22 protein-coding genes and 1 tRNA gene are annotated in these 23,117 nt (G+C 63.7%); 5 read left to right on the forward strand and 18 right to left on the reverse strand.

Annotation, left to right across the window (positions count from 1 at the left end; translation table 11 throughout):
- Positions 1–23: 23 nt before the first annotated feature.
- The 3 genes from greA to ACZXDY_RS10590 form a co-directional block, all read right to left on the reverse strand.
- Positions 24–497 (reverse strand): transcription elongation factor GreA, encoded by a 474-nt coding sequence (greA, locus tag ACZXDY_RS10580; protein WP_130226034.1) that lies wholly within the window; start codon positions 495–497, stop codon positions 24–26.
- A 231-nt stretch (positions 498–728) separates the two neighbouring features.
- Positions 729–4,058: a carbamoyl-phosphate synthase large subunit gene (carB, locus tag ACZXDY_RS10585; protein WP_208828914.1), complete on the reverse strand. Its 3,330-nt coding sequence runs from the start codon at positions 4,056–4,058 to the stop codon at positions 729–731.
- 144 nt (positions 4,059–4,202) lie between these two features.
- A complete protein-coding gene (locus ACZXDY_RS10590; protein ID WP_464345434.1) occupies positions 4,203–5,375 on the reverse strand; it encodes an MFS transporter in 1,173 nt (390 codons plus the stop codon).
- 115 nt (positions 5,376–5,490) lie between these two features.
- Between ACZXDY_RS10590 and ACZXDY_RS10595 the strand changes: the two genes are divergently transcribed.
- Positions 5,491–5,859 (forward strand): ArsR/SmtB family transcription factor, encoded by a 369-nt coding sequence (locus tag ACZXDY_RS10595; protein WP_028165390.1) that lies wholly within the window; start codon positions 5,491–5,493, stop codon positions 5,857–5,859.
- A gap of 36 nt (positions 5,860–5,895) precedes the next feature.
- Here ACZXDY_RS10595 and ACZXDY_RS10600 read toward each other — a convergent pair.
- A tRNA-Ala gene (locus tag ACZXDY_RS10600) sits at positions 5,896–5,972 on the reverse strand.
- A 74-nt stretch (positions 5,973–6,046) separates the two neighbouring features.
- Positions 6,047–6,745: a class I SAM-dependent methyltransferase gene (locus ACZXDY_RS10605; RefSeq protein ID WP_464345435.1), complete on the reverse strand. Its 699-nt coding sequence runs from the start codon at positions 6,743–6,745 to the stop codon at positions 6,047–6,049.
- 126 nt (positions 6,746–6,871) lie between these two features.
- Here ACZXDY_RS10605 and ACZXDY_RS10610 point away from each other — a divergent pair, with 126 nt between their 5' ends.
- Positions 6,872–7,411 (forward strand): Dps family protein, encoded by a 540-nt coding sequence (locus ACZXDY_RS10610; RefSeq protein ID WP_028165388.1) that lies wholly within the window; start codon positions 6,872–6,874, stop codon positions 7,409–7,411.
- A 70-nt stretch (positions 7,412–7,481) separates the two neighbouring features.
- Here the strand turns inward: ACZXDY_RS10610 and ACZXDY_RS10615 are convergent, their stop codons facing one another.
- The 6 genes from ACZXDY_RS10615 to carA all read right to left on the reverse strand — a co-directional run bounded on the left by ACZXDY_RS10615 (position 7,482) and on the right by carA (position 13,201).
- Positions 7,482–8,375, reverse strand: a complete 894-nt coding sequence (locus tag ACZXDY_RS10615) for an MBL fold metallo-hydrolase (protein ID WP_035690640.1) — start codon at positions 8,373–8,375, stop codon at positions 7,482–7,484.
- 11 nt (positions 8,376–8,386) lie between these two features.
- Positions 8,387–8,839: a DUF6691 family protein gene (locus ACZXDY_RS10620; RefSeq protein ID WP_464345436.1), complete on the reverse strand. Its 453-nt coding sequence runs from the start codon at positions 8,837–8,839 to the stop codon at positions 8,387–8,389.
- Between the two features lie 8 nt (positions 8,840–8,847).
- Positions 8,848–9,273: a YeeE/YedE family protein gene (locus tag ACZXDY_RS10625; protein ID WP_464345437.1), complete on the reverse strand. Its 426-nt coding sequence runs from the start codon at positions 9,271–9,273 to the stop codon at positions 8,848–8,850.
- Positions 9,274–9,521: 248 nt separating this feature from the next.
- Positions 9,522–10,979, reverse strand: a complete 1,458-nt coding sequence (locus tag ACZXDY_RS10630; RefSeq protein ID WP_464345438.1) for a DUF1254 domain-containing protein — start codon at positions 10,977–10,979, stop codon at positions 9,522–9,524.
- Between the two features lie 382 nt (positions 10,980–11,361).
- Positions 11,362–11,889 (reverse strand): cupin domain-containing protein, encoded by a 528-nt coding sequence (locus ACZXDY_RS10635; protein ID WP_464345439.1) that lies wholly within the window; start codon positions 11,887–11,889, stop codon positions 11,362–11,364.
- Positions 11,890–12,010: 121 nt separating this feature from the next.
- Positions 12,011–13,201 carry a glutamine-hydrolyzing carbamoyl-phosphate synthase small subunit gene (gene carA / locus ACZXDY_RS10640; protein ID WP_464345440.1) on the reverse strand — a complete coding sequence of 397 codons (1,191 nt, stop codon included), beginning with the start codon at positions 13,199–13,201 and terminating at the stop codon, positions 12,011–12,013.
- 157 nt (positions 13,202–13,358) lie between these two features.
- On the opposite strand from carA, the gene ACZXDY_RS10645 reads away from it, so the two are divergent.
- From ACZXDY_RS10645 to ACZXDY_RS10655, 3 genes are read left to right on the forward strand one after another with little or no spacing between them, the layout of a single operon-like run.
- Positions 13,359–14,060 carry an alpha/beta fold hydrolase gene (locus tag ACZXDY_RS10645; RefSeq protein ID WP_464345441.1) on the forward strand — a complete coding sequence of 234 codons (702 nt, stop codon included), beginning with the start codon at positions 13,359–13,361 and terminating at the stop codon, positions 14,058–14,060.
- A 59-nt stretch (positions 14,061–14,119) separates the two neighbouring features.
- Entirely contained in the window at positions 14,120–14,572 is a 453-nt protein-coding gene (locus tag ACZXDY_RS10650; protein ID WP_028165380.1) for a GatB/YqeY domain-containing protein, read from the forward strand.
- A 39-nt stretch (positions 14,573–14,611) separates the two neighbouring features.
- Entirely contained in the window at positions 14,612–16,141 is a 1,530-nt protein-coding gene (locus ACZXDY_RS10655; protein ID WP_464345442.1) for an FAD-dependent oxidoreductase, read from the forward strand.
- A 116-nt stretch (positions 16,142–16,257) separates the two neighbouring features.
- On the opposite strand, the gene msrB is transcribed toward ACZXDY_RS10655, so the two are convergent.
- The 7 genes from msrB to ACZXDY_RS10690 all read right to left on the reverse strand — a co-directional run bounded on the left by msrB (position 16,258) and on the right by ACZXDY_RS10690 (position 23,103).
- Positions 16,258–16,668 (reverse strand): peptide-methionine (R)-S-oxide reductase MsrB, encoded by a 411-nt coding sequence (gene msrB / locus ACZXDY_RS10660; RefSeq protein ID WP_028165378.1) that lies wholly within the window; start codon positions 16,666–16,668, stop codon positions 16,258–16,260.
- 143 nt (positions 16,669–16,811) lie between these two features.
- On the reverse strand, positions 16,812–17,531 hold the full coding sequence (gene msrA / locus ACZXDY_RS10665; protein ID WP_028165377.1) for a peptide-methionine (S)-S-oxide reductase MsrA: 720 nt from the start codon (positions 17,529–17,531) through the stop codon (positions 16,812–16,814).
- 352 nt (positions 17,532–17,883) lie between these two features.
- Positions 17,884–18,993 carry an ATP-dependent DNA helicase gene (locus ACZXDY_RS10670; RefSeq protein WP_028165376.1) on the reverse strand — a complete coding sequence of 370 codons (1,110 nt, stop codon included), beginning with the start codon at positions 18,991–18,993 and terminating at the stop codon, positions 17,884–17,886.
- 124 nt (positions 18,994–19,117) lie between these two features.
- A complete protein-coding gene (locus ACZXDY_RS10675; protein ID WP_028165375.1) occupies positions 19,118–19,756 on the reverse strand; it encodes a NapC/NirT family cytochrome c in 639 nt (212 codons plus the stop codon).
- Positions 19,753–20,223 (reverse strand): nitrate reductase cytochrome c-type subunit, encoded by a 471-nt coding sequence (locus tag ACZXDY_RS10680; RefSeq protein WP_028165374.1) that lies wholly within the window; start codon positions 20,221–20,223, stop codon positions 19,753–19,755. Before ACZXDY_RS10680 ends, ACZXDY_RS10675 begins: the two co-directional genes overlap by 4 nt.
- The gene (napA, locus tag ACZXDY_RS10685; RefSeq protein ID WP_464345443.1) at positions 20,220–22,733 is read right to left on the reverse strand and encodes a periplasmic nitrate reductase subunit alpha; all 2,514 of its coding nucleotides are present in this window, start codon (positions 22,731–22,733) and stop codon (positions 20,220–20,222) included. The genes ACZXDY_RS10680 and napA overlap by 4 nt, the downstream gene beginning before the upstream one ends.
- A gap of 43 nt (positions 22,734–22,776) precedes the next feature.
- Complete coding sequence (locus ACZXDY_RS10690) at positions 22,777–23,103, reverse strand: chaperone NapD (protein ID WP_464345444.1); 327 nt, start codon at positions 23,101–23,103, stop codon at positions 22,777–22,779.
- Positions 23,104–23,117: the final 14 nt, after the last annotated feature.

Below are 23,117 nucleotides of genomic sequence, written 5' to 3' on the forward strand. Positions count from 1 at the left end.
TGAATGCGCGAAATGGAATAGATCTAGCGCCACTCGACCTTGGTGATCTCGTAGGCCTTGGCGCCGCCGGGCGCCATCACTTCCACGGTCGTACCCTTGGTCTTGCCGATCAGCGCGCGCGCAAGCGGCGAGGTGATGGAGATGCGGCCTTTCTTGGCGTCCGCCTCGACCTCGCCGACGATCTGCCACACCGCTTTCTTTTCGGTATCCTCATCGATCAGCGTAACCGTGGCGCCGAATTTGATGGTGTCGCCCGAGAGCTTGGTGATGTCGATGACGTCGGCGCGCGCGAGCTTGTCCTCGAGCTCCGCAATGCGGCCCTCGTTATGGGACTGCTCTTCCTTCGCGGCATGATATTCCGCGTTTTCCGAGAGGTCGCCATGTGATCGCGCCTCGGCGATATGCTCGATGATTCGCGGACGATCCACCGACTGGCGGTGCTTCAATTCGTCCGTGAGAGCCGCATATCCGGTCGCGGTCATCGGAACCTTTTCCATCATCTCTCATCCTTCAAATCGGGGCGAACCGCAGCGGAGCGCGGGCAGGCGTTGCTTCGGTTGCGCTAGACTCCGGCCATCACGGCTCAAAACGCCAGCCCGCCCGCTTAGTGATTCGCGGCCCCTGAGGGGCCGAGACACATCCAAACGGGCGGTGAGTTCCAGCCGTATCGGCTTCATTACCAACCGTTTAGCGGGCCCTGGGAACAGATCTTGGGCCGAGGCTGACGGTCAGTTCTCGGAAAAGTAACTCTGCAGCGTCCGGACCTCAAGGTCCCCGTCCCGGTAGGCACGGATGCCCTGGGCCGCCGCTACAGCGCCTGAAAGAGTGGTGTAATACGGCACTTTATGCAAGAGGGCAGCGCGCCGCAGAGAACGGCTGTCGGCGAGTGCCTGCGGACCCTCGGTGGTATTGAACACCAACTGGACGTCGCCATTGGTGATGGCGTCGACAATGTGCGGCCGCCCCTCCAGCACCTTGTTTACCTTTTCTGCCGGCACACCCTTGTCGGTGAGGAAGCGCTGGGTGCCCGACGTCGCCATCACCTTGAAGCCGAGCCCATGCAGCAGGCTGACCGCATCGGTGATGCGGTTCTTGTCGGTCTCGCGCACCGACACGAACACCGTGCCTTTGCGCGGTACGCGCGTGCCGCCGCCAAGCTGGCTCTTGGCGAAGGCGACTTCGAAGGAGCGGTCGATGCCCATGACCTCGCCGGTCGAGCGCATCTCCGGCCCGAGCACGGTGTCGACGCCGGGGAAGCGCGCGAACGGAAACACCGATTCCTTCACGCCGACATGCTCGAGCTTCTTCTTCTTGAGATTGAAGTCGGCGAGCTTCTCGCCGGCCATGATGCGCGCCGCGATCTTCGCGACCGGCGTGCCGATCACCTTGGCGACGAACGGCACCGTGCGCGAGGCGCGCGGATTGACCTCTAGCACATAGATATCGCCATTCTTGATCGCATATTGCACGTTCATCAGCCCGACTACGTCGAGGCCGAGCGCAAGCTCGCGGGTCTGCCGCTCGAGCTCCTCGATCGTCTTGGCATCGAGCGAATGCGGCGGCAGCGAGCAGGCGGAATCGCCAGAGTGGATGCCGGCCTCCTCGATATGCTCCATGATGCCGACGATGAAGACGTCCTTGCCGTCGCAGAGGCAGTCGACATCGACCTCGGTCGCATCGGAGAGATAGCGGTCGAACAGCAGCGGGTTCTTGCCGAGTACGGTGTTGATCTGCCCGGTCTTGTCGTTCGGGTAGCGCGCCTTGACATCGCCCGGCACCAGCTCGGGCAGCGTCCCGAGCAGGTAGTCGGCGAGCTGGTTCTCGTCGCGGATGATCTGCATCGCGCGGCCGCCGAGCACGTAGGATGGGCGCACCACGAGCGGCATGCCGAGATCGGCGGACACCAGGCGCGCCTGCTCGACCGAATAGGCGATACCGTTCTTCGGCTGCTTCAGGCGGAGCTTGTCGAGCACGCGCTTGAAGCGGTCGCGGTCCTCGGCGAGATCGATCGCATCGGGCGAGGTGCCGAGGATCGGCACCTCCGCGGCCTCGAGCGCGCGCGCGAGCTTCAGCGGGGTCTGGCCGCCGAACTGCACGATAACGCCGTGCAGCGTGCCGTTCTTGCGTTCGGTCGCGATGATCTCGAGCACGTCCTCAGCGGTGAGCGGCTCGAAATAGAGCCGGTCGGCGGTGTCGTAGTCGGTCGACACCGTCTCCGGATTGCAGTTGACCATGATGGTCTCATAACCGGCATCGTCGAGCGCGAAGCAGGCATGGCAGCAGCAATAGTCGAACTCGATGCCCTGGCCGATGCGGTTCGGGCCGCCGCCGAGGATGACGACCTTTTTCTTGTCCGACGGCGCGCTCTCATCGGCAGCGAGACCTGCGAACGGGGCCTCGTAGGTCGAGTACATATAGGCCGTGGGCGAGGCGAATTCGGCGGCGCAGGTGTCGATGCGCTTGAATACGGGGCGGACGCCGAGCGCGTGGCGCTTGGCAGTGATCTCACCTTCCGTGGTGTCGGCCAGCACGGCGAGCCGCGCATCCGAAAAGCCCATCGCCTTCAGCATGCGCATGCCGTAGCCGTTCGGCGGCAGGCCGTGGGCGCGGACCTTGGCTTCCATCTCGACGATGCCCCGCAGCTCGGTGAGGAACCAGGGGTCGATCTTGCAGGAATTGAAGATCTCCTCATTCGACCAGCCGAGCCGCATCGCCTGCGCCACTTGCAGCAAGCGGTTCGGCGTCGGCGTGCCGAGTGCGGCGCGGATCGCATTCTTGTCGTCGCTCTGACCGAGGCCCTCGATCTCGATCTCGTCGAGGCCGGTCAGCCCGGTCTCCAGTCCGCGCAGCGCCTTCTGCAGGCTCTCCTGGAAGGTGCGGCCGATCGCCATCACTTCGCCGACGGATTTCATCGAGGTGGTCAGCGTGGTGGAGGCGCCCGGAAACTTCTCGAACGCGAAGCGCGGGATCTTGGTCACGACATAGTCGATCGTCGGCTCGAACGATGCCGGCGTCGCACCGCCGGTGATGTCGTTGGCGATCTCGTCGAGGGTGTAGCCGACCGCGAGCTTGGCTGCGACCTTCGCGATCGGGAAGCCCGTCGCCTTCGAGGCGAGCGCGGAGGAGCGCGAGACGCGCGGGTTCATCTCGATCACGACCATGCGGCCGTCGGCGGGGTTGACGCCGAACTGCACGTTGGAGCCGCCGGTCTCCACCCCGATCTCGCGCAGCACCGCCAGCGAGGCGTCGCGCATGACCTGGTATTCCTTGTCGGTCAGCGTCAGCGCCGGCGCCACCGTGATGGAATCGCCGGTGTGCACGCCCATCGGATCGAGGTTCTCGATCGAGCAGATGATGATGCAGTTGTCTTTCTTGTCGCGCACCACCTCCATCTCGAATTCCTTCCAGCCGAGGACGCTTTCCTCGATCAGGACTTCGTCGGTGGGGGAGGCGTCGATGCCGCGCTCGACGATCTCGATGAATTCCGCCTTGGTATAGGCGATGCCGCCGCCGGTGCCGCCCATGGTGAAGGACGGGCGGATGATGGCGGGCAAGCCGATATGGTCGAGCGCGCGCAGCGCGTCGGGCAGGGTCTTGGTCTGGGTCGAGCGCGGCGTCTCCAGCCCGATCTTGGTCATTGCCTCGCGGAAGCGGCCGCGGTCCTCGGCCTTGTCGATGGCGTCGGCCGTGGCGCCGATCATCTCGACGTCGAATTTCTCCAGCGTGCCCTGTTTGCGCAGCGACAGCGCGCAGTTCAGCGCGGTCTGGCCGCCCATGGTCGGCAGCAGCGCAAAGCCGCCGGGAATGACGTTGCGCTCCTTCTCGATGATCTTGGCGACGATTTCGGGCGTGATCGGCTCGATATAGGTGGCGTCCGCGAGCTCCGGATCGGTCATGATCGTCGCCGGATTGGAGTTGACTAGGACGATGCGGTAGCCCTCTTCCTTCAGCGTCTTCACCGCCTGGGTGCCGGAATAATCGAATTCGCAGGCCTGGCCGATCACGATGGGACCGGCGCCGATGATCAGGATGGTGGAGATGTCGGTTCGTTTGGGCATCGGCTCTCGCGGAACAGGAATTTTCGGGCACAAAAAAAGGGCGCGCTACCGCGCGTCCCTATCGCCACAGCGTGAGGGATGCCCTCGCGCGCGGGTGGTCTTTAGACCAGATTTTTGGCCTGCGAAACCCCGAAAAAGTCGCCGTCAACCGGCAATTTTGTAGAGTCTCAGCCGTTCCTGCCGGGCGCGTCGCCACAGCACGGCAAGTGCCGCAGCGACGCTGGCACCGCCGACCCAGCCGAGGTCGGTCGGCCCGAGCGCCGAGAGCACCGCGCCCCCGGCCGCCCCGCCGAGGGCGAAACCGAGATACATGCTGGAGGCGTTCAGCGAGACCGCGATCATCGCGGCCTGCGGCTCGATCCGGATGATGCTGGCGATCTGGGCGGGATAGAACGCCCATCCCGAGATCGCCCAGCAAAATACGAGCAGAAGCACGATGTAGCGCGCCGCTTCGGGAGCGGCGGTCTTCAGCGTGACCGACAGCAGAATCAGCGCCATCGACATGCCGGCAAGTCCGAGCGCCGAGGTTGGCGTTGTGCCAAATCGATCCGCCAGCGTGCCGCCGAGCATGTTGCCGATCGCGGCGGCCGAGCCGAACACCAGCAGCGTCAGGCTGATATCCGAGGCGTCGAAGCCGAGCTTTTGCAGTGGGACCGAGAGATAGGTGAAGACGGTGAAGCCGCCGAGCGCCCACAGCACGGTGGTGCCGAGCGCATGGAGCACGGCGCCGTGCCGCGCCACCGCGAGCCGCTCGCCGAGCGTTGCGGTGCTGCTCGGCAGGCCACGCGGCAAGCCGAACAGCAGGCCAGCCAGTGCGATGGCGCCAAGGATCGCCACCATGACAAAGGTCGCGCGCCAGCCGAACTGATGCCCGATCAGGGTGCCCAGGGGAACACCGACCACGGTTGCGACCGTGATGCCTGAGGTGACCAGCGCAACCGCCCGGGCACGCCGTTCGGGCGAGGCAACGGCAACCGCAACGCCGAGCGCCGTTGGCATGCACAGGCCGGCGCCAAGCGCCATCAGCACGCGCGAGGCCAGCAGTAGCGGAAACCCGGGAGCGAATACGGCCACCAGATTGCCCGCGATGAAGCAGGAAAGCGCCAGCGCAAGTACGTTCCGGCGGTCGAAATTGTTGAAGGCGACGGCCAGGATCGGTGAGCCGATCGCGTAGGCAAGGGCATAGGCCGTCACCAGTTGGCCGGCGGCCGCGACCGAGATCTGAACGTCGCTGGCGATCCCTGGCAAAAGACCAGCAATCACAAAGGCTTCAGTGCCGATCGCAAAGGCGGCAAGTGCCAGCCAGAACACGCTCATGATGGTCCCCGATGTTCAAGGTTTATTGAACTATCGAGCGAGCGGTGACGAATGTCAATTGGTTCAATGACAATTGAACATTGCGACAGCAAACCCGCGTGGTTATGTTTGGGTCATGAGCCGAACGCCCTTACACCCCACGCGGGACCAACTTGAATTGCCGATGGTGTTGGACTGCCTGAGCGATCCGACGCGGCTCGCGATCGTCTACAATCTGGCGAAATATGATTCCGCGAGCACGGAGCTGCGCTGCGGCGACTTCAACGCCTTCAGCGGCAAGTCGAACCTCGCCTATCACTTTGCGAAATTGCGCGAGGCGGGGCTGGTGCAGACCCGCATCGCCGGGACCACGCGCTATATGAGGCTGCGCCGCGCGGATCTCGACGCGCGCTTTCCCGGTTTGCTCGATGTGATCCTCGCCTCGGCCGCGCGGGATGCCGACCGGCTACAATTTCCTGAATGCGAAGTGGTGGCTGCGAGCTGACTGGCTCGCGAGCGGAAACCGCAAAGCGGCGAAGGTTGGAGGCCCGGCCTGGATTTGAACCAGGATAAAGAGCAATGCACTGCTCCCGCGTCGACGCGTTCCGCCACCGGGCCGAGGCGATCATTGCCCATTTCGCAGGCGCTAGCCATCCTTACCCCGGATTAACCCTAACGGTTGCGTTGCACGATCACGCGTCGGGACGATGCGCGACGAACGTCATCCGCCATGGATTGTGGCCGATATTGCGGGGGGCGCGGGAAGCTTTGAAGCCGGCGGCCGCGAGCTTCTTCAGCATTTGCTCCTCGCCGTAACGCTGAAGGCCGATCCGCGTGCGCAATTGCCGATAGTCCGACAGCGCCGTGCTGATCAGCCCGAGCAGGGCATCCTTGAGGAAGCCGTGGCGGGCGCCGAAACCCAACAGCGCGAGAACGTCCCTCCCCATGCCGACTTCGGGTCGCAGGACATCGCCGAGTATGAGGCGCCCGGAGGGTTTGAGCAGGCGGCGAATGACGGCGAATGAGGCGTCCAGTTCCTCCGCCGTCATATATTGCGCGACCGAATTCATGATGACCAGATCGACAGAGCCTTCGGCCATCTGCCCCACCTCATCCAGCGAGCGCACCCGGATCTTGGTGTTGGGCGCAAAGCGCGCGATCAGGCGTCCGCGCACGCCGGGCGCGGGCTCCGCGAGATAGAGCGTGGCGCAGGCATCCGCGACCTCTGCTGCGGACAGCGCTTCGCCGCAGGCATAGTCGAGCACGACGGCGTCGGGCGAGGAGATATAGGCAATGATATCCCGCGCAACGATCCGGAAATGCAGGTCGCGATGCAGCTTGCTGACATAAATCGTATGCGTGGAATCGTAATAATCGATCCATTCATCCATCGGCAGTGGGCCCGGCAAAAACTTGGGGTTCCGGCATAGGAACCGGCATCCGTATGATGCGTTAGAGGGGCCGGCGACCAGGAGTTCGGGCCGCCGGTGTCCGGTGTCCTAACAGGAAGGTTCAACGTGAGCAAAGCCAAGCCTGATCCAAAATCCGACAAAATCTCCCCCGACCTCGATACCCCGACCGACCTGCCCAACGAGGCGGTCACGAAGGTCTCGGCGGCGCTCAATACGCTGCTCGCGGATGCCTTCGCACTCTACCTGAAGACCAAGAATTTCCACTGGCATGTCAGTGGCCGGCATTTCCACGATTACCACCTGATGCTGGACGAGCAGTCGGACGCAATCTTCGCCACCACCGATCAACTGGCCGAGCGGGTGCGCAAGATCGGCGGGACCACGCTGAAATCGATCAGCCAGGTCAGCAAATTGCAGACCATCAAGGACAACAACGAGGATTACGTGCCTCCGCGCGAGATGCTGCGCGAATTGATGGAAGACAACAAGCACGTCGCGGCCGCAATGCGGAAGGCGCGCAACCTCGCCGACGAGCACGGCGACGCTGCGACCGCAAGCATCCTCGAGACCTTCATCGACGAGACCGAGCGGCGCACCTGGTTCCTGTTCGAGGCCAGCCGCCAGGAAGGCAGTAATGCGGCGTAGCACCAAAGACGGTGGGCAACGGCGACGAAGAGTGCGGAACGGCAGCGGGCTACCTGGCCGCCGTTTGAGCCTATAACAGGTTAATTGGCACCTTCAGATATTGCTTGCCGTCGGCGTCCGGCGCCGGAAGCTTGCCGCCCTTCATGTTGATCTGCAGCGAGGGGATGATCAACTTCGGCATCTGCAGCGTCTTGTCGCGCGCTTCGCGCGTGGCGACGAATTCGTCCTCCGTGATGCCGTCATGGACGTGGATGTTGTGGGCATGCTGCTCGGCCACCGTCGTCTCCCAGCGGATCTCGCGCCCGTTCGGGCCGTAATCGTGGCACATGAACAAGCGGGTCTCGTTCGGCAGCGACAGAATCCGGTGGATCGAGCGGTAGAGATCGCGGGCGTTGCCGCCCGGGAAATCCGCGCGCGCCGAGCCGCCGTCCGGCATGAACAAGGTGTCGCCGACGAAGGCCGCGTCACCGATCACATGCGTCATGCAGGCGGGCGTATGGCCGGGCGTATAGAGCGCGAAGGCCTTCATCGCGCCGATCTGGTAGGTGTCGCCGTCCTTGAACAGGCGGTCGAACTGGCTGCCGTCGCGCTGGAATTCGGTGCCCTCGTTGAAGATCTTGCCGAACGTCTCCTGCACGACCGTGATCTTCTCGCCGATGCCGATCTTGCCGCCGAGCCTGCTCTGGATGTAGGGCGCGCCCGACAAATGGTCGGCATGAACATGGGTCTCGATCAGCCATTCCAGCTTGAGGCGGTGCTTCGTGATGAAATCGATGATCTTGTCGGCGGATTGGTAGGCGATGCGGCCGGCCGCGTAATCGATGTCCATCACGGAATCGATCACGGCGCAGGCCTTCGATGTGGGGTCCTTGACCACGTAGCTGACGGTGTTGGTCGCCGGATCGAAGAATGCGGTGACCTCGGGCTTCACGGAGAGGTCGACGGTGTGAGGAATGTCGGACATGGGCTGCTCCTCTACTCGTAAAGTGATCCGGCAAGCGCCGGCTGCCGGTCGGCGAGCGCGCGGGCGCCGGCCATTCCGACCAGCATGGCAATCATGAACTGGATCGACGCCGACGATCCATAACCAAGCGCCACGAAGGCGGGACCGGGACAGAAACCGGCGATACCCCAGCCTGCCCCGAAAATCGCAGGTCCGACGATCACGCGCAAATCGAAATCGGTTTTGGTCGGCAGATGGAATGCACCCGCAAGAACCGGTCGCGGCCACTTCAGCACAACCCTGAAGCCGATAAACGTGATGATGACGGCACCCAGCATCACGAACGCGAGACTGGGATCCCACGATCCCGTGCGAATCGCCGCGAGGTCGAGGAAGTTCAGGACCTTCGCCGGATTGGACATGCCGGAGACCAAGAGCCCGAGTCCGAATGTAAGGCCGATGACGAACTGGATCAGAACAGACATGCGGGACCTCATGCGAGATGCCGGATGATGAAGGTCGTCGCAAATCCCGTCGCCATGAAGGTCAGTGTAGCGACAATGGATCGAAGCGACAGCCGCGATATGCCGCAGACGCCGTGGCCGGAGGTGCAGCCGCTGCCCCATACCGAACCGAAGCCAACCAAAAGGCCCGCGATCGCCAAAAGGATACCGCCGGTCTCGATGGCTTGCGGCGGAAGGCTGCCGATGGCAACACGTACCACGACGGGCGCGGCGACGAGCCCGGCAATGAAGGCGAGGCGACCCGGCCATTCCTGATCGTTGAACGGCGGAAGCAGGCGGGCGGCGATGCCGCTCACTCCCGCGATCCGACCGGCGAACGCCATCAACGCCACGGCGGAAAGGCCGATCAAGGCTCCGCCCAGCAGCGCGGTCATCGGCGTGAAGGTGGTCGGCATCTTCTTGCTCCCTCAATGGACCGTCACTGAGACGGGGGCGGCGTCCGAAAGTGCGGAGGCTGCGAACCGGATCCGTCATCCGCCAGCCGTCTGATCAACTCGCCCAATTGATTGCGCGAGCCAATCTAGAGCATGATCCAGAAAAGTGGGCACCGGTTTTCCGAAAAAGATCAAAGCGGGATGACGATTCGAAGAAAAGTCATCCCGCTTTAGTGGGTCTTGAGACGGCGCCGACGCCCGATCGAGATTTACTGTGCCGACAATCCCAGCGTTGCCTGCGTCTTGACGACGGGCGGAGGATTCCATTTTCCGGTCAGCGCCTCGGACTTCGGACTGTAGAGGCGCATGGTCAGGTTGAAGGGGCCCTTCGGCGCCGGAAGCCAATTGGCTTCCTTGTCCTTGCCCGGGCTTTCGTTCTGGAAGTAAAGATCGAGCGAGCCGTCCGCGTTATACTTGAACGGCATCCAACTGCTGACGGCGAAGCGGTTCAGCACGTTGCCGACCTGGAAGCCTTCCGGATCGTACAGCGTGATCGACCAGAACGCGTTGACCGGCGGGGCGGCATTCTTCTCGAACGTGATGGTGTACTTGCTTGCGCCGTCGAGCGGCTTGCCGGTCTCGTCGCCGAGATTGAGCGGATAGATGGCGTCCTCGGGCAGATTCGCGCCGAGCCCCAATTGCGAGACGATGGCACGCTTCAGATAGTAGTTGCCGTAAACACCCATCGTATCGGTGTTCATCGACCAGCCATTGGCAACCCGCGCAAGCGTCGGCACCTTCCAGGCCATCAGCTTCTGCGCGTCCTGCGGGGCGGTCTCGAAGGCGCGCTGCAGGACAGGGTCGATCCTGCCGATGTCGAAGCTCTTGCCTGGCTCGATGCCGATCTTCTTCATCTGCGCGATGATCGGCTGATCGGTGATATGAGGCGGGTGAAGCTTCAGCAGTTCGGCCGCATAGGCGAAATACACGCCGGCCGTCATCGTATCGACCTGGACTTTCGGCGGCGTCTTCATGTCGACGCTTGGGTCGGGCTTGAATTCGACGGGTTTGGGCGTCTTGCCGAATTCTGAAAGCGGCGCGACCTTGTAACCCGCCTGGATCTTGTGAACCGCATCGTAGTCTGCCGGGCCGTCGGTCTTGGTACGGCCGATCACCCAGACATAAGGCGTTGGTGCGTCGATCCGCTGCGTGTCTCTCGGGAGCTTGAACTCATCGATAAATCTGTCACGCAGATCCGGTCGCCAGCCGGGAGGCGTCAGCAGGAAGGTGCCCGCCTTGGTGCCCGTCGTCCGCCACCCCGGCGACGCAAAGACATCGCTCCACATGTCCAGCATCGGCAGCAGGTAGTAGCGCCCGTCGGTATCGGGTACCGAGACCACCACAGGCTCCTTGGTCATGTCGAGCCATGACACGGAATAGAGCGTGTCGAAGTTGGAGCGCACCACGCCCTTGAAATTCGCCGGCGGATATTCGGGCACGTTGACGAACGTGTTCATCGGGCCCTTGAAATCGGTGGTGCCGTTGGTGAATTGCTTCCGCGTCACGTCCATCGACAGGATAGGGTAGAAATAAATATAGGCGTCCACCGCGATGGCGTGCGCTTCCTGCTCGGTGATTGCCGGCGCCGCTTGTTGCGCAAGCGCAGCGGGCAGAGCCGCCGCGCCCAGGCCGAGAGACAAAGTCAGCGTCAGAATTCCTCGAAACATATCGACTACTCCTCAACTGATGTGTGCTGTTGTGATTTATGGGGGCAGGCCTCCACAATCGTTGGATGCTTCGACTTCGAAGTCTTCGCGTTCAGGCAAGGGATGTCAGCTGTGCAAGAGGGGGTGTGCAGCATAAGACGCGACACGACGCCCGCGGGGCAGATTATTGAATCAAATGCTATAAAGTCCGATGTCGAAGAACGACTGTTTCAACTACCTCCACGAGTACAATCTAGCACAAGCGTGAATGTGAACCAGTCGGGCCATCGCTAGCTCGTTGCGCTATGTGCCCGCTCGTAGGCATATCCCCGCGGGCACTTCCCGCATCTTTCGGTCCTGCTGACCCCATGGGGACGCGCGATGGGCCACTTGGCCCGCACGGTCAGCCGCGCTTCCACAACCTCACCAGCGGCCCATTCTCGCCCATCACCGGATCGGTCTTGGGTGTCGCGACCTGTGGGATCGTCGTCAGCGCCTTGGCGTGATTTTCGGGCGTCGGTCGCGTGATCTCCATCGACGGTCCCGGCGGATAGGCGCCGACCACGCAGAAATCATCGCTCGCGGCAATCAATTGGTGCCCGGTGCCGGCGGGCAGGATCGCGACGTCTCCGGCGGAGATCTCCAGCACCTTGCCGCGATCGCCGCCGAACTGTACGCGCGCATGTCCTCGTGAGACGCCGAGCACCTCGTGCACGGTCGAATGATAGTGCAGGTAATCGTAGACGCCGTTGCGCCACATCGCGCCCCAGCCATTGGCGCCGAACAACCCTTCGATGGTCTTCTCCGGATGCTCGTTGTCGACGTCGACGGTCGCCTTGTAGACCAGGAACGGCAGTCGATTGTTCGGCACCAGGCCGTCATCTTCGAAGACGATGGTGAGCGGCGTTGTATCGGCCTTGACGACGGACATGGGAAGCTCCCGTAGGATGGGTAGAGCGAAGCGAAACCCATCGCGATTGCCGTGAGCCACCAGATGATGGGTTTCGCTTCGCTCTACCCATCCTACAACTTCATTTCGGCCGCCTACGTTCCTACGCCCGCTTCTTGTCGCGCATCAGGTCGGCGAAGCGCTTGAAGAGGTAATGCGAGTCGCGCGGGCCGGGCGACGCCTCCGGGTGATATTGCACGGAGAACACCGGCTTGCCGTCGATCTGGATGCCGCAATTGGAGCCGTCGAACAACGAGATATGGGTCTGCGTCGCTCCCGCGGGCAATGTCGCCTGGTCCACGGCAAAGCCGTGGTTCATCGAGGTGATCTCGACCTTGCCGGTGGTCTCGTCCTTCACCGGGTGGTTGGCGCCGTGATGGCCCTGGTGCATCTTTTTGGTCTTGGCGCCGACGGCGAGCCCGAGCATCTGATGCCCCAAGCAGATGCCGAAGGTCGGCGTACCCGACTCGATCACCTTCTGGATGATGGGCACGGCATATTTGCCGGTCGCGGCGGGATCGCCGGGGCCGTTGCTCAAGAACACGCCGTCCGGGTTCATCGCGAGGATGTCTTCGGCCGACGTGGTCGCCGGCACCACCGTGACCTTGCAGCCGACGCCGGCGAGCAGGCGCAGGATGTTGCGCTTGATGCCGTAGTCGACCGCGACCACGTTGAATTCAGGGGTGGTCTGCCGGCCGTAGCCCTTGTCCCATTCCCAGGGCGTCTCGTCCCAGGTGAAGCGCTGACCGGAGGTCACCATCGGCACCAGGTCCATGCCTTCGAGGCCGGGCCATTCCCGCGCTTCTTCCTTGAGGCCGTGCAGGTCGAACCTGCCGTCCTTCGAATGCGCGATGACGGCGTTCGGCATGCCCTTGCTGCGGATCAGCGCAGTGAGCGCGCGGGTGTCGATGCCCGAAAGGCCGATGATGCCGCGCGCTTTCAGCCATTGATCGAGATGGCGAGTGGCGCGGTAGTTCGAGGGATCCGATATCGCGGTGCGGAGGATGACCCCGCGCGCGCCCGGCGTTGCCGCCATGTTCACCGTCTCGATGTCTTCGTCGTTGGTGCCGACGTTGCCGATATGCGGGAAGGTGAAAGTGATGATCTGCCCGGCATAGGAGGGATCGGTCAAAATCTCCTCATAGCCGGTCATGGCGGTGTTGAAGCAGACTTCGCCGACGGCCTGGCCTTCCGCGCCGAGGCCAAAGCCTTCCAGCACGGTGCCATCGGCGAGCACGAGGAGCGCGGTCGGTTTGTGGTCCGGCCAGGCTGAAGCGTTTTCGGATGTCGTCATGAGCCCTTTACATAGTTCCCACATCCTGCCGCGTCAAAGCGAAAGGGCGTCCATTCACACGGGTTTTGCGCCTATTTGACTGGCGGTTCCGCGGTTTTAAGCTACGGTTCCCGCCATAACCTCGTTTCCCGGCCAAATTGCCCGTTTCGGAGCCCGCATGGACAACACGATGCCTATCCTGCTCGTCCCGGGCCTGGTTTCATCGCCGCGGATCTTTGCCCCTGTCGTGCCGGCGTTGTGGCGGTGCGGGCCGGTCACGGTCGCCAACCACATCCGCGACGACCATATGGGGGCGATCGCGCGCCGGATCCTTGCGGAAGCGCCGCCGCGCTTTGCGCTGGCCGGGCATTCGATGGGCGGCTACATCGCCTTCGAGATCATGCGCCAGGCGCCGGAGCGGGTGGCAAAGCTGGCCTTGATCAACACCCAGGCCCGCCCTGATACGCCGGAGGCCTCCGAGCGCCGCCGCGGCATGATGGCCCGCGCCAAAAGCGGCGATTTCCGCGGCGTATTGGATGAACTGTTTCCCGGCTTCGTGCACCCGTCGCGGCGCGAGGATGCCAGCCTGCGCCGGCTTGTCCACGAGATGGGCGAGGATGTCGGGGTCGAGGGCTTCATCCGCCAGCAGACGGCGGTGATCAGCCGGCCCGACTCGCGGCCGACGCTGGCCTGGATCAGGTGCCCGACCCTGGTGCTGACGGGCGACGAGGACCATACCATCCCGAATTCGCTGTCGGTTGAGATGGCGAACGGCATTCCAGGCGCCAGGCTCGTGATCCTGCCTAGTTGCGGGCACCTGCCGCAGCCGGAACAGCCTGAGGCGACCGCGAACGCGCTGGTCGAATGGCTGCGGAACTGAGGTTGTTCTCGCGGAACGAACGGCCTAGATGGAAGGTTTCATCATTCAGGGACACGGCCATGCTGCGCGACGACATCAACAACGCGGTCAAGGACGCCATGAAGGCGAAGGAGGAGCGCAAGCTCTCCACGCTGCGCATGGTCAATTCGACCATCAAGAACGCCGATATCGACGCGCGCGGCCAAGGCAAGCCGCCGCTTTCTGATGCCGAATTGCTCGGCGTGCTGCAGAAGATGATCAAGCAGCGCCAGGAAGCGGTCGAGCTCTACGACAAGGGCGGCCGCGCCGAACTCGCCGCGCAGGAGCGCGAGGAGATCGCGGTGATCTCAGCCTATCTGCCGAAGCAGATGTCGGAGGATGAGGTGAAGGCCGCGATATCAGCCGCGATCGCCGAGACCAATGCTGCCGGGGTCAAGGACATGGGCAAGGTAATCGGCGCGTTGAAGGCGAAGTACACCGGGCAGATGGATTTCGCGAAGGCCAGTGGCCTGGTGAAGGCGGCGCTGGGATAGGGCTTCGAACGGACCAGTTTCAAACCGACGGAGGACATCATGGCCGACCAGCAAGCCCAACCCTCCGGTCCCGATCTGTCGCAAGGCGTGGCGCCCTCCGACTTCTCCGGCGCCACTCTGCTCGGCCATGTCGGCGATGAAGACGTATTGCTGGTGCGTTCAGGGTCGGACGTCTTCGCGATCGACGCCCATTGCAGCCATTATCACGGGCCGCTGGCGGAAGGCCTCGTCGTCGGCGAGAGCGTCCGCTGTCCCTGGCATCACGCCTGTTTCGATCTGCGCACCGGCGAGGCTGCACGCGCTCCGGCCTTGAGCACGCTCGCGGTGTGGAAGGTCGAGCACGAAGGCGAGCGCATCTTTGTCCGCGAGAAGCGCGAGCAGCCCAAGCCGCGCGTGAAAGGCGTGATCGATGCGCCCGGCCGCATCGTGATCGTGGGCGGTGGCGCGGCGGGATTTGCCGCCGCCGAAATGCTGCGACGACAGGATTATCACGGCAGCATCACGATGCTGAGCGGCGAGGCCGCGGCGCCTGTCGATCGGCCGAACCTGTCGAAGGACTATCTTGCCGGCAGCGCGCCGGAGGACTGGCTGCCGCTGCGGCCCGACGATTTCTATTCTGACGCCGCGATCGATCTGCGGCTCAAGACCAAGGTCGCGTCGATCGATCCGGCCGCGCACCAGGTGGTTCTCGCCGATGGCAAGGCCTTGCCCTATGACCGGTTGTTGCTGGCGACCGGCGCGGAGCCGGTGCGTCTGTTGATTCCGGGCGCGGACCAGCCCCATGTTCATCTCTTGCGCTCGCTGGATGATTGCCGCGCGATCATCGCTTCCGCGAGCGGCGCGCGCCGCGCGGTTGTGATCGGTGCAAGTTTCATCGGGCTCGAGGTCGCGGCCTCGCTGCGGGCGAGGGATATCGAGGTCCACGTCGTCGGGTTGGAGCAGCGGCCGATGGAGCGCGTGCTCGGGCCCGAGATGGGCGACTTCGTCCGCAGCCTGCACGAAGAGCACGGCGTTGTCTTTCACCTCGGCGACACCGTCACCGCGATCGACGGCAAGCGCGCGAGCCTGCAGAGCGGCGGTGTGCTCGAGGCCGATCTCGTCGTGATCGGCGTCGGCGTGCGGCCGCGCCTCGCGCTGGCGGAAAAGGCAGGACTGGCGAACGATCGCGGCGTCACCGTCAACGCCTATCTGGAAACCAGCAGCGCCGGCATTTATGCGGCGGGCGACATCGCCCGCTGGCCGGATCCGCATTCCGGCGAGAACATCCGCGTCGAACACTGGGTGGTGGCGGAGCGCCAGGGCCAGACTGCCGCGCGCAACATGCTGGGTCAGCGGGAAGTGTTCGATGCGGTGCCGTTCTTCTGGAGCCAGCATTACGACGTGCCGATCAACTATGTCGGCCATGCCGAGAAATGGGACGAGATCGACGTCGACGGCGATATTGCCGCAAAGGACTGCGTGGTGCGCTACAAGAGAGGCGGCCGCGTGCTCGCGGTGGCGTCGATCTATCGGGATATTGCGAGCTTAGAGGCTGAGCTCGCCATGGAGCGCGGCGCGCTGGCGGCGTAGCCTACCCTCGGTATACTGCCGTCATGCCCGGGCTTGTCCCGGGCATCCACGTCTTTGTTGCTCGAGCAAGTATCTTCGTGGATGGCCGGGACAAGCCCGGCCATGACGAGAGCAGTTTACTTCGGCTGCAGCTTCAGCGCTGCCGAGTTGATGCAGTAGCGCAGGCCGGTCGGGCCGGGGCCGTCGGGGAAGACGTGGCCGAGATGGCCGCTGCATTTCGAGCACAGTACCTCGGTGCGGACCATGCCGTGGCTGAGGTCAGTCTCCTCGTCGACATGGCTTTCCGCCGCCGGCTGCGTGAAGCTCGGCCAGCCGCAGCCTGAATCGAACTTGGCGTCGGACTCGAACAGCGTCTGGCCGCAGCCGGCGCAGACATAGGTGCCCTTGCGCTGATCGTGCTCGTATTCGCCGGTGAAGGGACGCTCGGTCGCCTTCTCGCGCAGCACCGCATATTGCATCGGCGTCAATTCCTTGCGCCATTCGGCATCGCTCTTGACGACCTTGTCTGGGGTCTTGGTGTCGGACATGAAAGCTCCTTTCTTTGCATCATTGCGAGCCACCGGGTCGGCGCGAAGCGCCGCCCGATGACAGGCTCCGCGAAGCAATCCATGCCGCAACATGCGGAGAGGTGGATTGTTTCGCTGCGCTCGCAATGACGGAAACTATTCCGTCAATTCGTGACCTTGGTGTTCCCGACCAGTGTCGGCTTCTCGATGTAGTTCTCCGCGAAGATCTTCTTCAGGTTCTCGACCTTCGGGATGTCGTTATACGCAATATAGGGTTGGTTGGGGTGCAGCGTCAGGTAGTCCTGGTGATAGGCCTCCGCGGGATAGAACCCCTCGAGCGGCCCGACCTTGGTCACGATCGGTTTCTTGTAGACCTTGGCGGCGTTGAGCTGGGCGATATAGGCCTCCGCCACCTTCTTCTGATCGTCGCTGGTGGCGAAGATCGCCGAGCGGTATTGCGTGCCGGTGTCCGGACCCTGGCGATTCAACTGCGTCGGGTCGTGCACGACCGAGAAGAAGATCTGCAGGAGCTTGCCGTAGGAAACCTGCTTCGGGTTGTACTTGATCTCGACGGATTCCGCGTGTCCGGTCGTGCCGGTGGAGACCATGTTGTAGTCAGCGGTCGCCTTGTTGCCGCCGGCATAGCCGGACACCGCGCTGACGACGCCAGCGGTGTGCTGGAACACGCCCTGTACGCCCCAGAAGCAGCCGCCCGCGAGCACCGCGGTCTGGATGCCATCGGTGGCCTTTGCGTCGAGCGTCGGGACGGGAATGATCACGGCGTCTTCAGCCGCCCGCGAGGGGGCTGCGGCAAGTGCGGCGATGGCCAGCGCGCCGAGGGCGGCAGCGCAGAGCGACAGGCGGCGGAACGGGCGATTGGACATGGTTTCCTCTTTGGATGGGAGGGCCTGGAGCCAGTCTAGAACGGAAGCCGGGTTTCGGAAATCGGGCGGTCTTCCCCTGGATGCCGAAGATACGGGCTGGGGAGGGGGGTGTTACGGCCGGATGGACACGAGTCCGTGAACCTGGGCGGCGCGGCGCGGATGCAAGAGGCACCGCCGGTGGCCTCATCCTTCGAGACGCGCTGCGCGCTCCTCAGGATGAGGGGAAGTGTGGTCGCTCGGAGACGGAGCTGCACGCGCTTATCCACCCGCCCTCGGGCAACTGCCAAACCCTCATGGTGAGGAGGCGCCAAGCGCCGTCTCGAACCATGAGGCCCGGATCTCGCCCGTGGCCTTACACCACCACGCTCAATCGCTTCGCCGCGCGCGTGATCCCCGTGTACAGCCACCTCGCGCGGCTGTCCTGGAACGCAAAACTTTCGTCGAACAGCACGACGTCGTCCCATTGCGAGCCCTGTGACTTGTGCACGGTGAGCACATAGCCGTAGTCGAATTCGTCGTAGGGCTTGCGCTGTTCCCATGGGATGCTCTCGATGGCGCCGCCGAAGCATTCGCCGCGCACGGAGACCTTGGTGACCTTGTGGCCGAAATCCTCGTCCGGCATCACGCGCATGGTGATGATCTTGGATTTCGATTGTGCGCGCGCTTTCACCCGCCACAGGCCGCCGTTGAACAGGCCCTTCTTGCGGTTGTTGCGCAGGCAGACCAGCTTGTCGCCGGCGACCGGCAAGGGATCCTCGATGTTCTGCCGCTGTCGCATCCGCATGTTGTAGGCGCGGCGGGTGTTGTTGCGGCCGACCAGCACCTGGTCGGCGTTCATGACGCGCTCGGGATCGAGCTCGTTGCGCGGCACCACCTCGCTCTCGCCATGGCGGCCGATCTCGAGCTCGCGGCCTTCGCGGATGTCCATCGACATCCGCACGATCGGATCGTCCTGCGCCTGGCGATGCACCTCGGTCAGCATCGCGTCGGGCTCGGCATTGGTGAAGAAGCCGGCGCCCTGGATCGGCGGAAGCTGCGCGGGATCGCCGAGCACGAGCAGTGGACAGTCGAACGACATCAGGTCGCGGCCGAGCTCGGCATCCACCATCGAGCATTCGTCGATCACGATCAGCTTGGCTTTCGATGCCGGCGCGTCGTCCCACAATTCGAATGTCGGCTGCTCGACGCCGGATTCGCGGGCGCGGTAGATCAGCGAATGGATCGTGGAGGCGCTCTCGCAGCCCTTGTTGCGCATCACCAGCGCCGCCTTGCCGGTGAACGCCGCGAACTTGACCTCGCCATCGACGCCTTCAGCGATGTGGCGTGCGAGCGTGGTCTTGCCGGTGCCGGCATAGCCGAACAGGCGGAAAATCGGCGGCGTGCCGTTCCGGCCGGGTTTTGCCTTGAGCCAGTCAGCGACGGCTTGTAGCGCGGAATCCTGATGCGGCGTAAAGGTGGTCATGGGTCTCGGCGGAGGAGAGGACAAGCGGGCGATCGCCCGCCGATTCAGCCCCTCAACCTAGCCATTCAGGCTGCCGGCGCAAGGTGCCGGCCGGCCGCCCCAGGATACCCAAAGATACCCAAGCCTATTGCCAGCCGGGAACGCCGCGCATATCCGGCAGGTGGTGAGCGATGCCCTTGTGGCAGTCGATACAGGTCTTCTCGCCCGTGAACAGGAAGCGCTGATGCGCCACGCTCGCCCGCGGCGACTGCTTGGTGATGTCCATCGATTGCGCGCTGTGGCAGTTGCGGCATTCGAGCGAATCATTGGCCTTGAACCGCGCCCATTCATGCAGCGCGAGCTCGAGCCGATTGTCGACGAACTTGTCGCGGGTGTCGATGCTGCCGAAAAGATGGCCCCAGACTTCCTTGGAGGCCTGCATCTTGCGGGCGATCTTGTCGGTCCAGTTGTGCGGGACGTGGCAGTCCGGGCAGGTCGCGCGCACGCCGGAGCGGTTGGTGAAGTGGATGGTGGACTTCAATTCGGCAAAGACGTTGTCACGCATCTCGTGACAGCCGGTGCAGAATTTTTCGGTGTTGGTCAGTTCCAGTGCGGTGTTGAAGCCGCCCCAGAAGATCACGCCGGCGACGAAACCGGCAAGCACCAAGACGCCGAGCCCGAACACCGAGCTCGGCCGGATCAGCACGTCCCACAGTTCGAGGGCAAAACGCCACGGCCGCGCAAACCAGCCTTGGCCTGGCGGCGCCTTGTCGACGTCGCTCATCGGTGGCCACCGGGTGCTGGGCGATTCAGGATGGTGTCGATGTCGACGAAATCATTGGTCACCGGCGGCGTCGTGACGTTCTGCGGAACGTGACATTCCGTGCAGAAGTAGCGGCGTGGCGACACCGAGGCGAGGAACTGGCCGTCGCGGTCCATGAAATGGGTGATGCTCACCATCGGCGCCTGCGATTCGCCGGTGCGGGCGCGGGCGTGGCAGGACAGGCATTTGTTGCCGTTCATATCGACCTGGTAGCCGTCGATCGAATGCGGGATCACCGGCGGCTGCTCCGGGTAGTTGCGGATCTCCCGTTCAGCGGTGTTGCGCATCGGCGTCATCGGCGGCGCCGGTCCCTCCTCGTTGAGCGGGGCGGGACCGCGCAGGCCGGACGTGACGCCTTGCGCGAGCAGCGAGCTTGAAGCGGCGACAAGCGCAATGGCAAGAACAACGATAGCGGACTTCCCGATCATGTCGTCGTCACCTTCTCGATGCGCACAGCGCATTTCTTGTAGTCGGTCTGCAGCGAAATCGGATCGGTCGCATCCAGCGTCACCTTGTTGATGAGCTTGGATTCATCGAACCAGGGCACGAACACCAGGCCGCGCGGCGGCTTGTCGCGGCCGCGGGTCTCCAGCCGGACGCGGATGAAACCGCGGCGGGATTCCACCTTGACCTCGTCGCCGCGGCGCAGCTTCAGATCAGCGGCGTCGTCGGGGTGCATGAAGCAGACGGCTTCAGGAAATGCCCGGTAGAGTTCGGGAACGCGGCGGGTCATGGTGCCGGAGTGCCAATGCTCCAGCACGCGGCCGGTCGAGAGCCAGAACGGAAAGTCCTTGTCGGGCGATTCCGCCGGCGGCTCGTAGGGCAGTGCGAAGATCCGTGCCTTGCCGTCGGGGAAGCCATAGAACTGAACGCCGGTGCCCTGCTGGACGTAGGGGTCGAGCCCCTCGCGGAAGCGCCAGCGGGTCTCCTGGCCGTTGACAACAGGCCAGCGCAATCCGCGCACCTGGTGATAGGTGTCGTACGGCGCGAGGTCGTGGCCGTGGCCGCGGCCGAACGAGGCATATTCCTCGAACAGGCCCTTATGGACGTAGAAGCCGAACGCCTTCGACTCGTCATTGGCGTAGCCGGCCTCGATGTCGGTGACCGGGAACTTGTCGACCTGGCCGTTGCAGTAGAGGATGTCGAACAGCGTCTTGCCGCGATACTCCGGCATCTTCGCGATCAACTCTTCCGGCCAGACTTCCTCGACCTTGAAGCGTTTGGAGAACTCCATGAGCTGCCAGAGGTCGGAGCGCGCCTCGCCCGGCGCCGACACCAGTTGGTGCCAGGTATGAGTGCGGCGTTCGGCGTTGCCATAGGCGCCTTCCTTCTCGACCCACATCGCCGTCGGCAGGATGAGGTCGGCGGCCAGCGCCGTCACGGTCGGATAGGCGTCCGACACCACGATGAAGTTCTCGGGGTTGCGATAGCCGGGATAGGTTTCCTCGTTGCCGTTGGCGGCGGCCTGCAGGTTGTTGTTGACCTGGATCCAGTAGGCGTTGAGCAGCCCGTCCTTCAGCATTCGGTTCTGCAGCACGGCATGATAGCCGGGCTTGTCGGGAATGGTGCCTTCCGGAAGCTTCCAGATGTGCTCGGCCTTCGCGCGATGCTCCTTGTTGGTCACGACCATGTCGGCCGGCAGGCGGTGCGAGAAGGTGCCGACCTCGCGCGCGGTGCCGCAGGCCGATGGCTGGCCAGTCAGCGAGAACGGGCTGTTGCCGGGCTCGGAGATTTTTCCGGTCAGGAGGTGGATGTTGTAGACGAGGTTGTTGCACCAGACGCCGCGGGTGTGCTGGTTGAAGCCCATGGTCCAGAAGCTCGTGACCTTGACCTTCGGATCGGCATAGAGCTCGGCGAGTGCCTGCAGCCGGCTGAGCGGGACGCCGGCCATGTCGGCCGCCTTCTCCAGCGTGTAGTCGGAGACGAACTTGACGTATTCGTCGTAAGTCATGTCTTGGGCATCGCCCGCCTTGGCGCGGCCGGTCGCCTTCTTCTCCAGCGGGTGGTCGGGCCGCAGGCCGTAGCCGATATCGGTCTGGCCGCGCTTGAACAGCGTGTGCTTGTCGACGAAATCCTTGTTGACCCGTCCGGTCTTGACGATGTGGTTGGCGATCGCGTTGAGCAGATAGAGGTCAGTCTGCGGCTTGAACACGAGGCCGATGTCGGCGAGATCGAACGAGCGGTGCTCGAAGGTCGAAAGCACGGCAACGCGCACATGCGGCGCCGAGAGGCGGCGGTCGGCGACCCGGGTCCACAGGATCGGGTGCATCTCCGCCATGTTCGAGCCCCACAGCACGAAGGCGTCAGTGGCCTCGATGTCGTCATAGCAGCCCATCGGCTCGTCAATGCCGAAAGTGCGCATGAAGCCGACGGCGGCGGAGGCCATGCAATGCCGCGCATTGGGATCGATGTTGTTGGAGCGGAAGCCGGCCTTGAACAGCTTTGATGCCGCGTAGCCTTCGAAGATCGTCCACTGGCCGGAGCCGAACATGCCGATGCCGCTCGGCCCGCGCTTCTTCAGCGCGGCCTTGAACTTCTCCGTCATCACATCGAAGGCCTCGTTCCATGACACTTCGGTGAAATCGCCGTTCTTGTCGTACTTGCCGTCCTTCTTGCGCAGCAAAGGCTTGGTCAGGCGATCATGGCCGTACATGATCTTGGAGAGGAAATAGCCCTTGACGCAGTTCAGGCCGCGGTTGACTTCCGACTTGATGTCGCCGTGGGTGGCGACGACGCAGTTGTCCTTGGTCGCGACCATCACGCTGCAGCCGGTGCCGCAGAAGCGGCACGGCGCCTTGTCCCACTTCATTTCGCTCTCGGCGCGTTCGGTGACGAGGTTGGCGGCACCTGCCGCAACCGGCATGCCTCCGGCGAGCGCCGCCATCGCGGCGGCTTCCAGTTTCAGGACCTGGCGGCGATCCAGCTTGGGGGCGGTCATGGCATTTCCTTCCCTTCATCAAGGGGCGGCCGATCACGTGTCATCACACGTTATCGGCGTCGACGGCGTGGAACACGAGCGAGGCGGAATAGACGTTGGGCAGCGCGGAAATCGTGTTGAGGGTCGCGCCGAGCGAGCTTGCGTCCCGCGCATCCACGACGACCACGAGCTTTCCCCTCTCATCGCGGCCGTAAATCTCGCAGCCGCGCAGTGCCGTGATCGCAGCTTCGGTGGCATCGAGCCGCTCAGGCCGGGTTTGCACGAGGATGCTGGCGATCTCGCCGCCGGGCGGCGGCACGACAGGCTCGGCCTGCAGGACGCGGCCCGTGATGAGCGCTCGGCGGTCGATGGTGGTCTGAGCTCTGATCATGTCGGGTGTTCCTT

It is taken from the genome of Bradyrhizobium sp. LeoB3, from assembly GCF_055456055.1.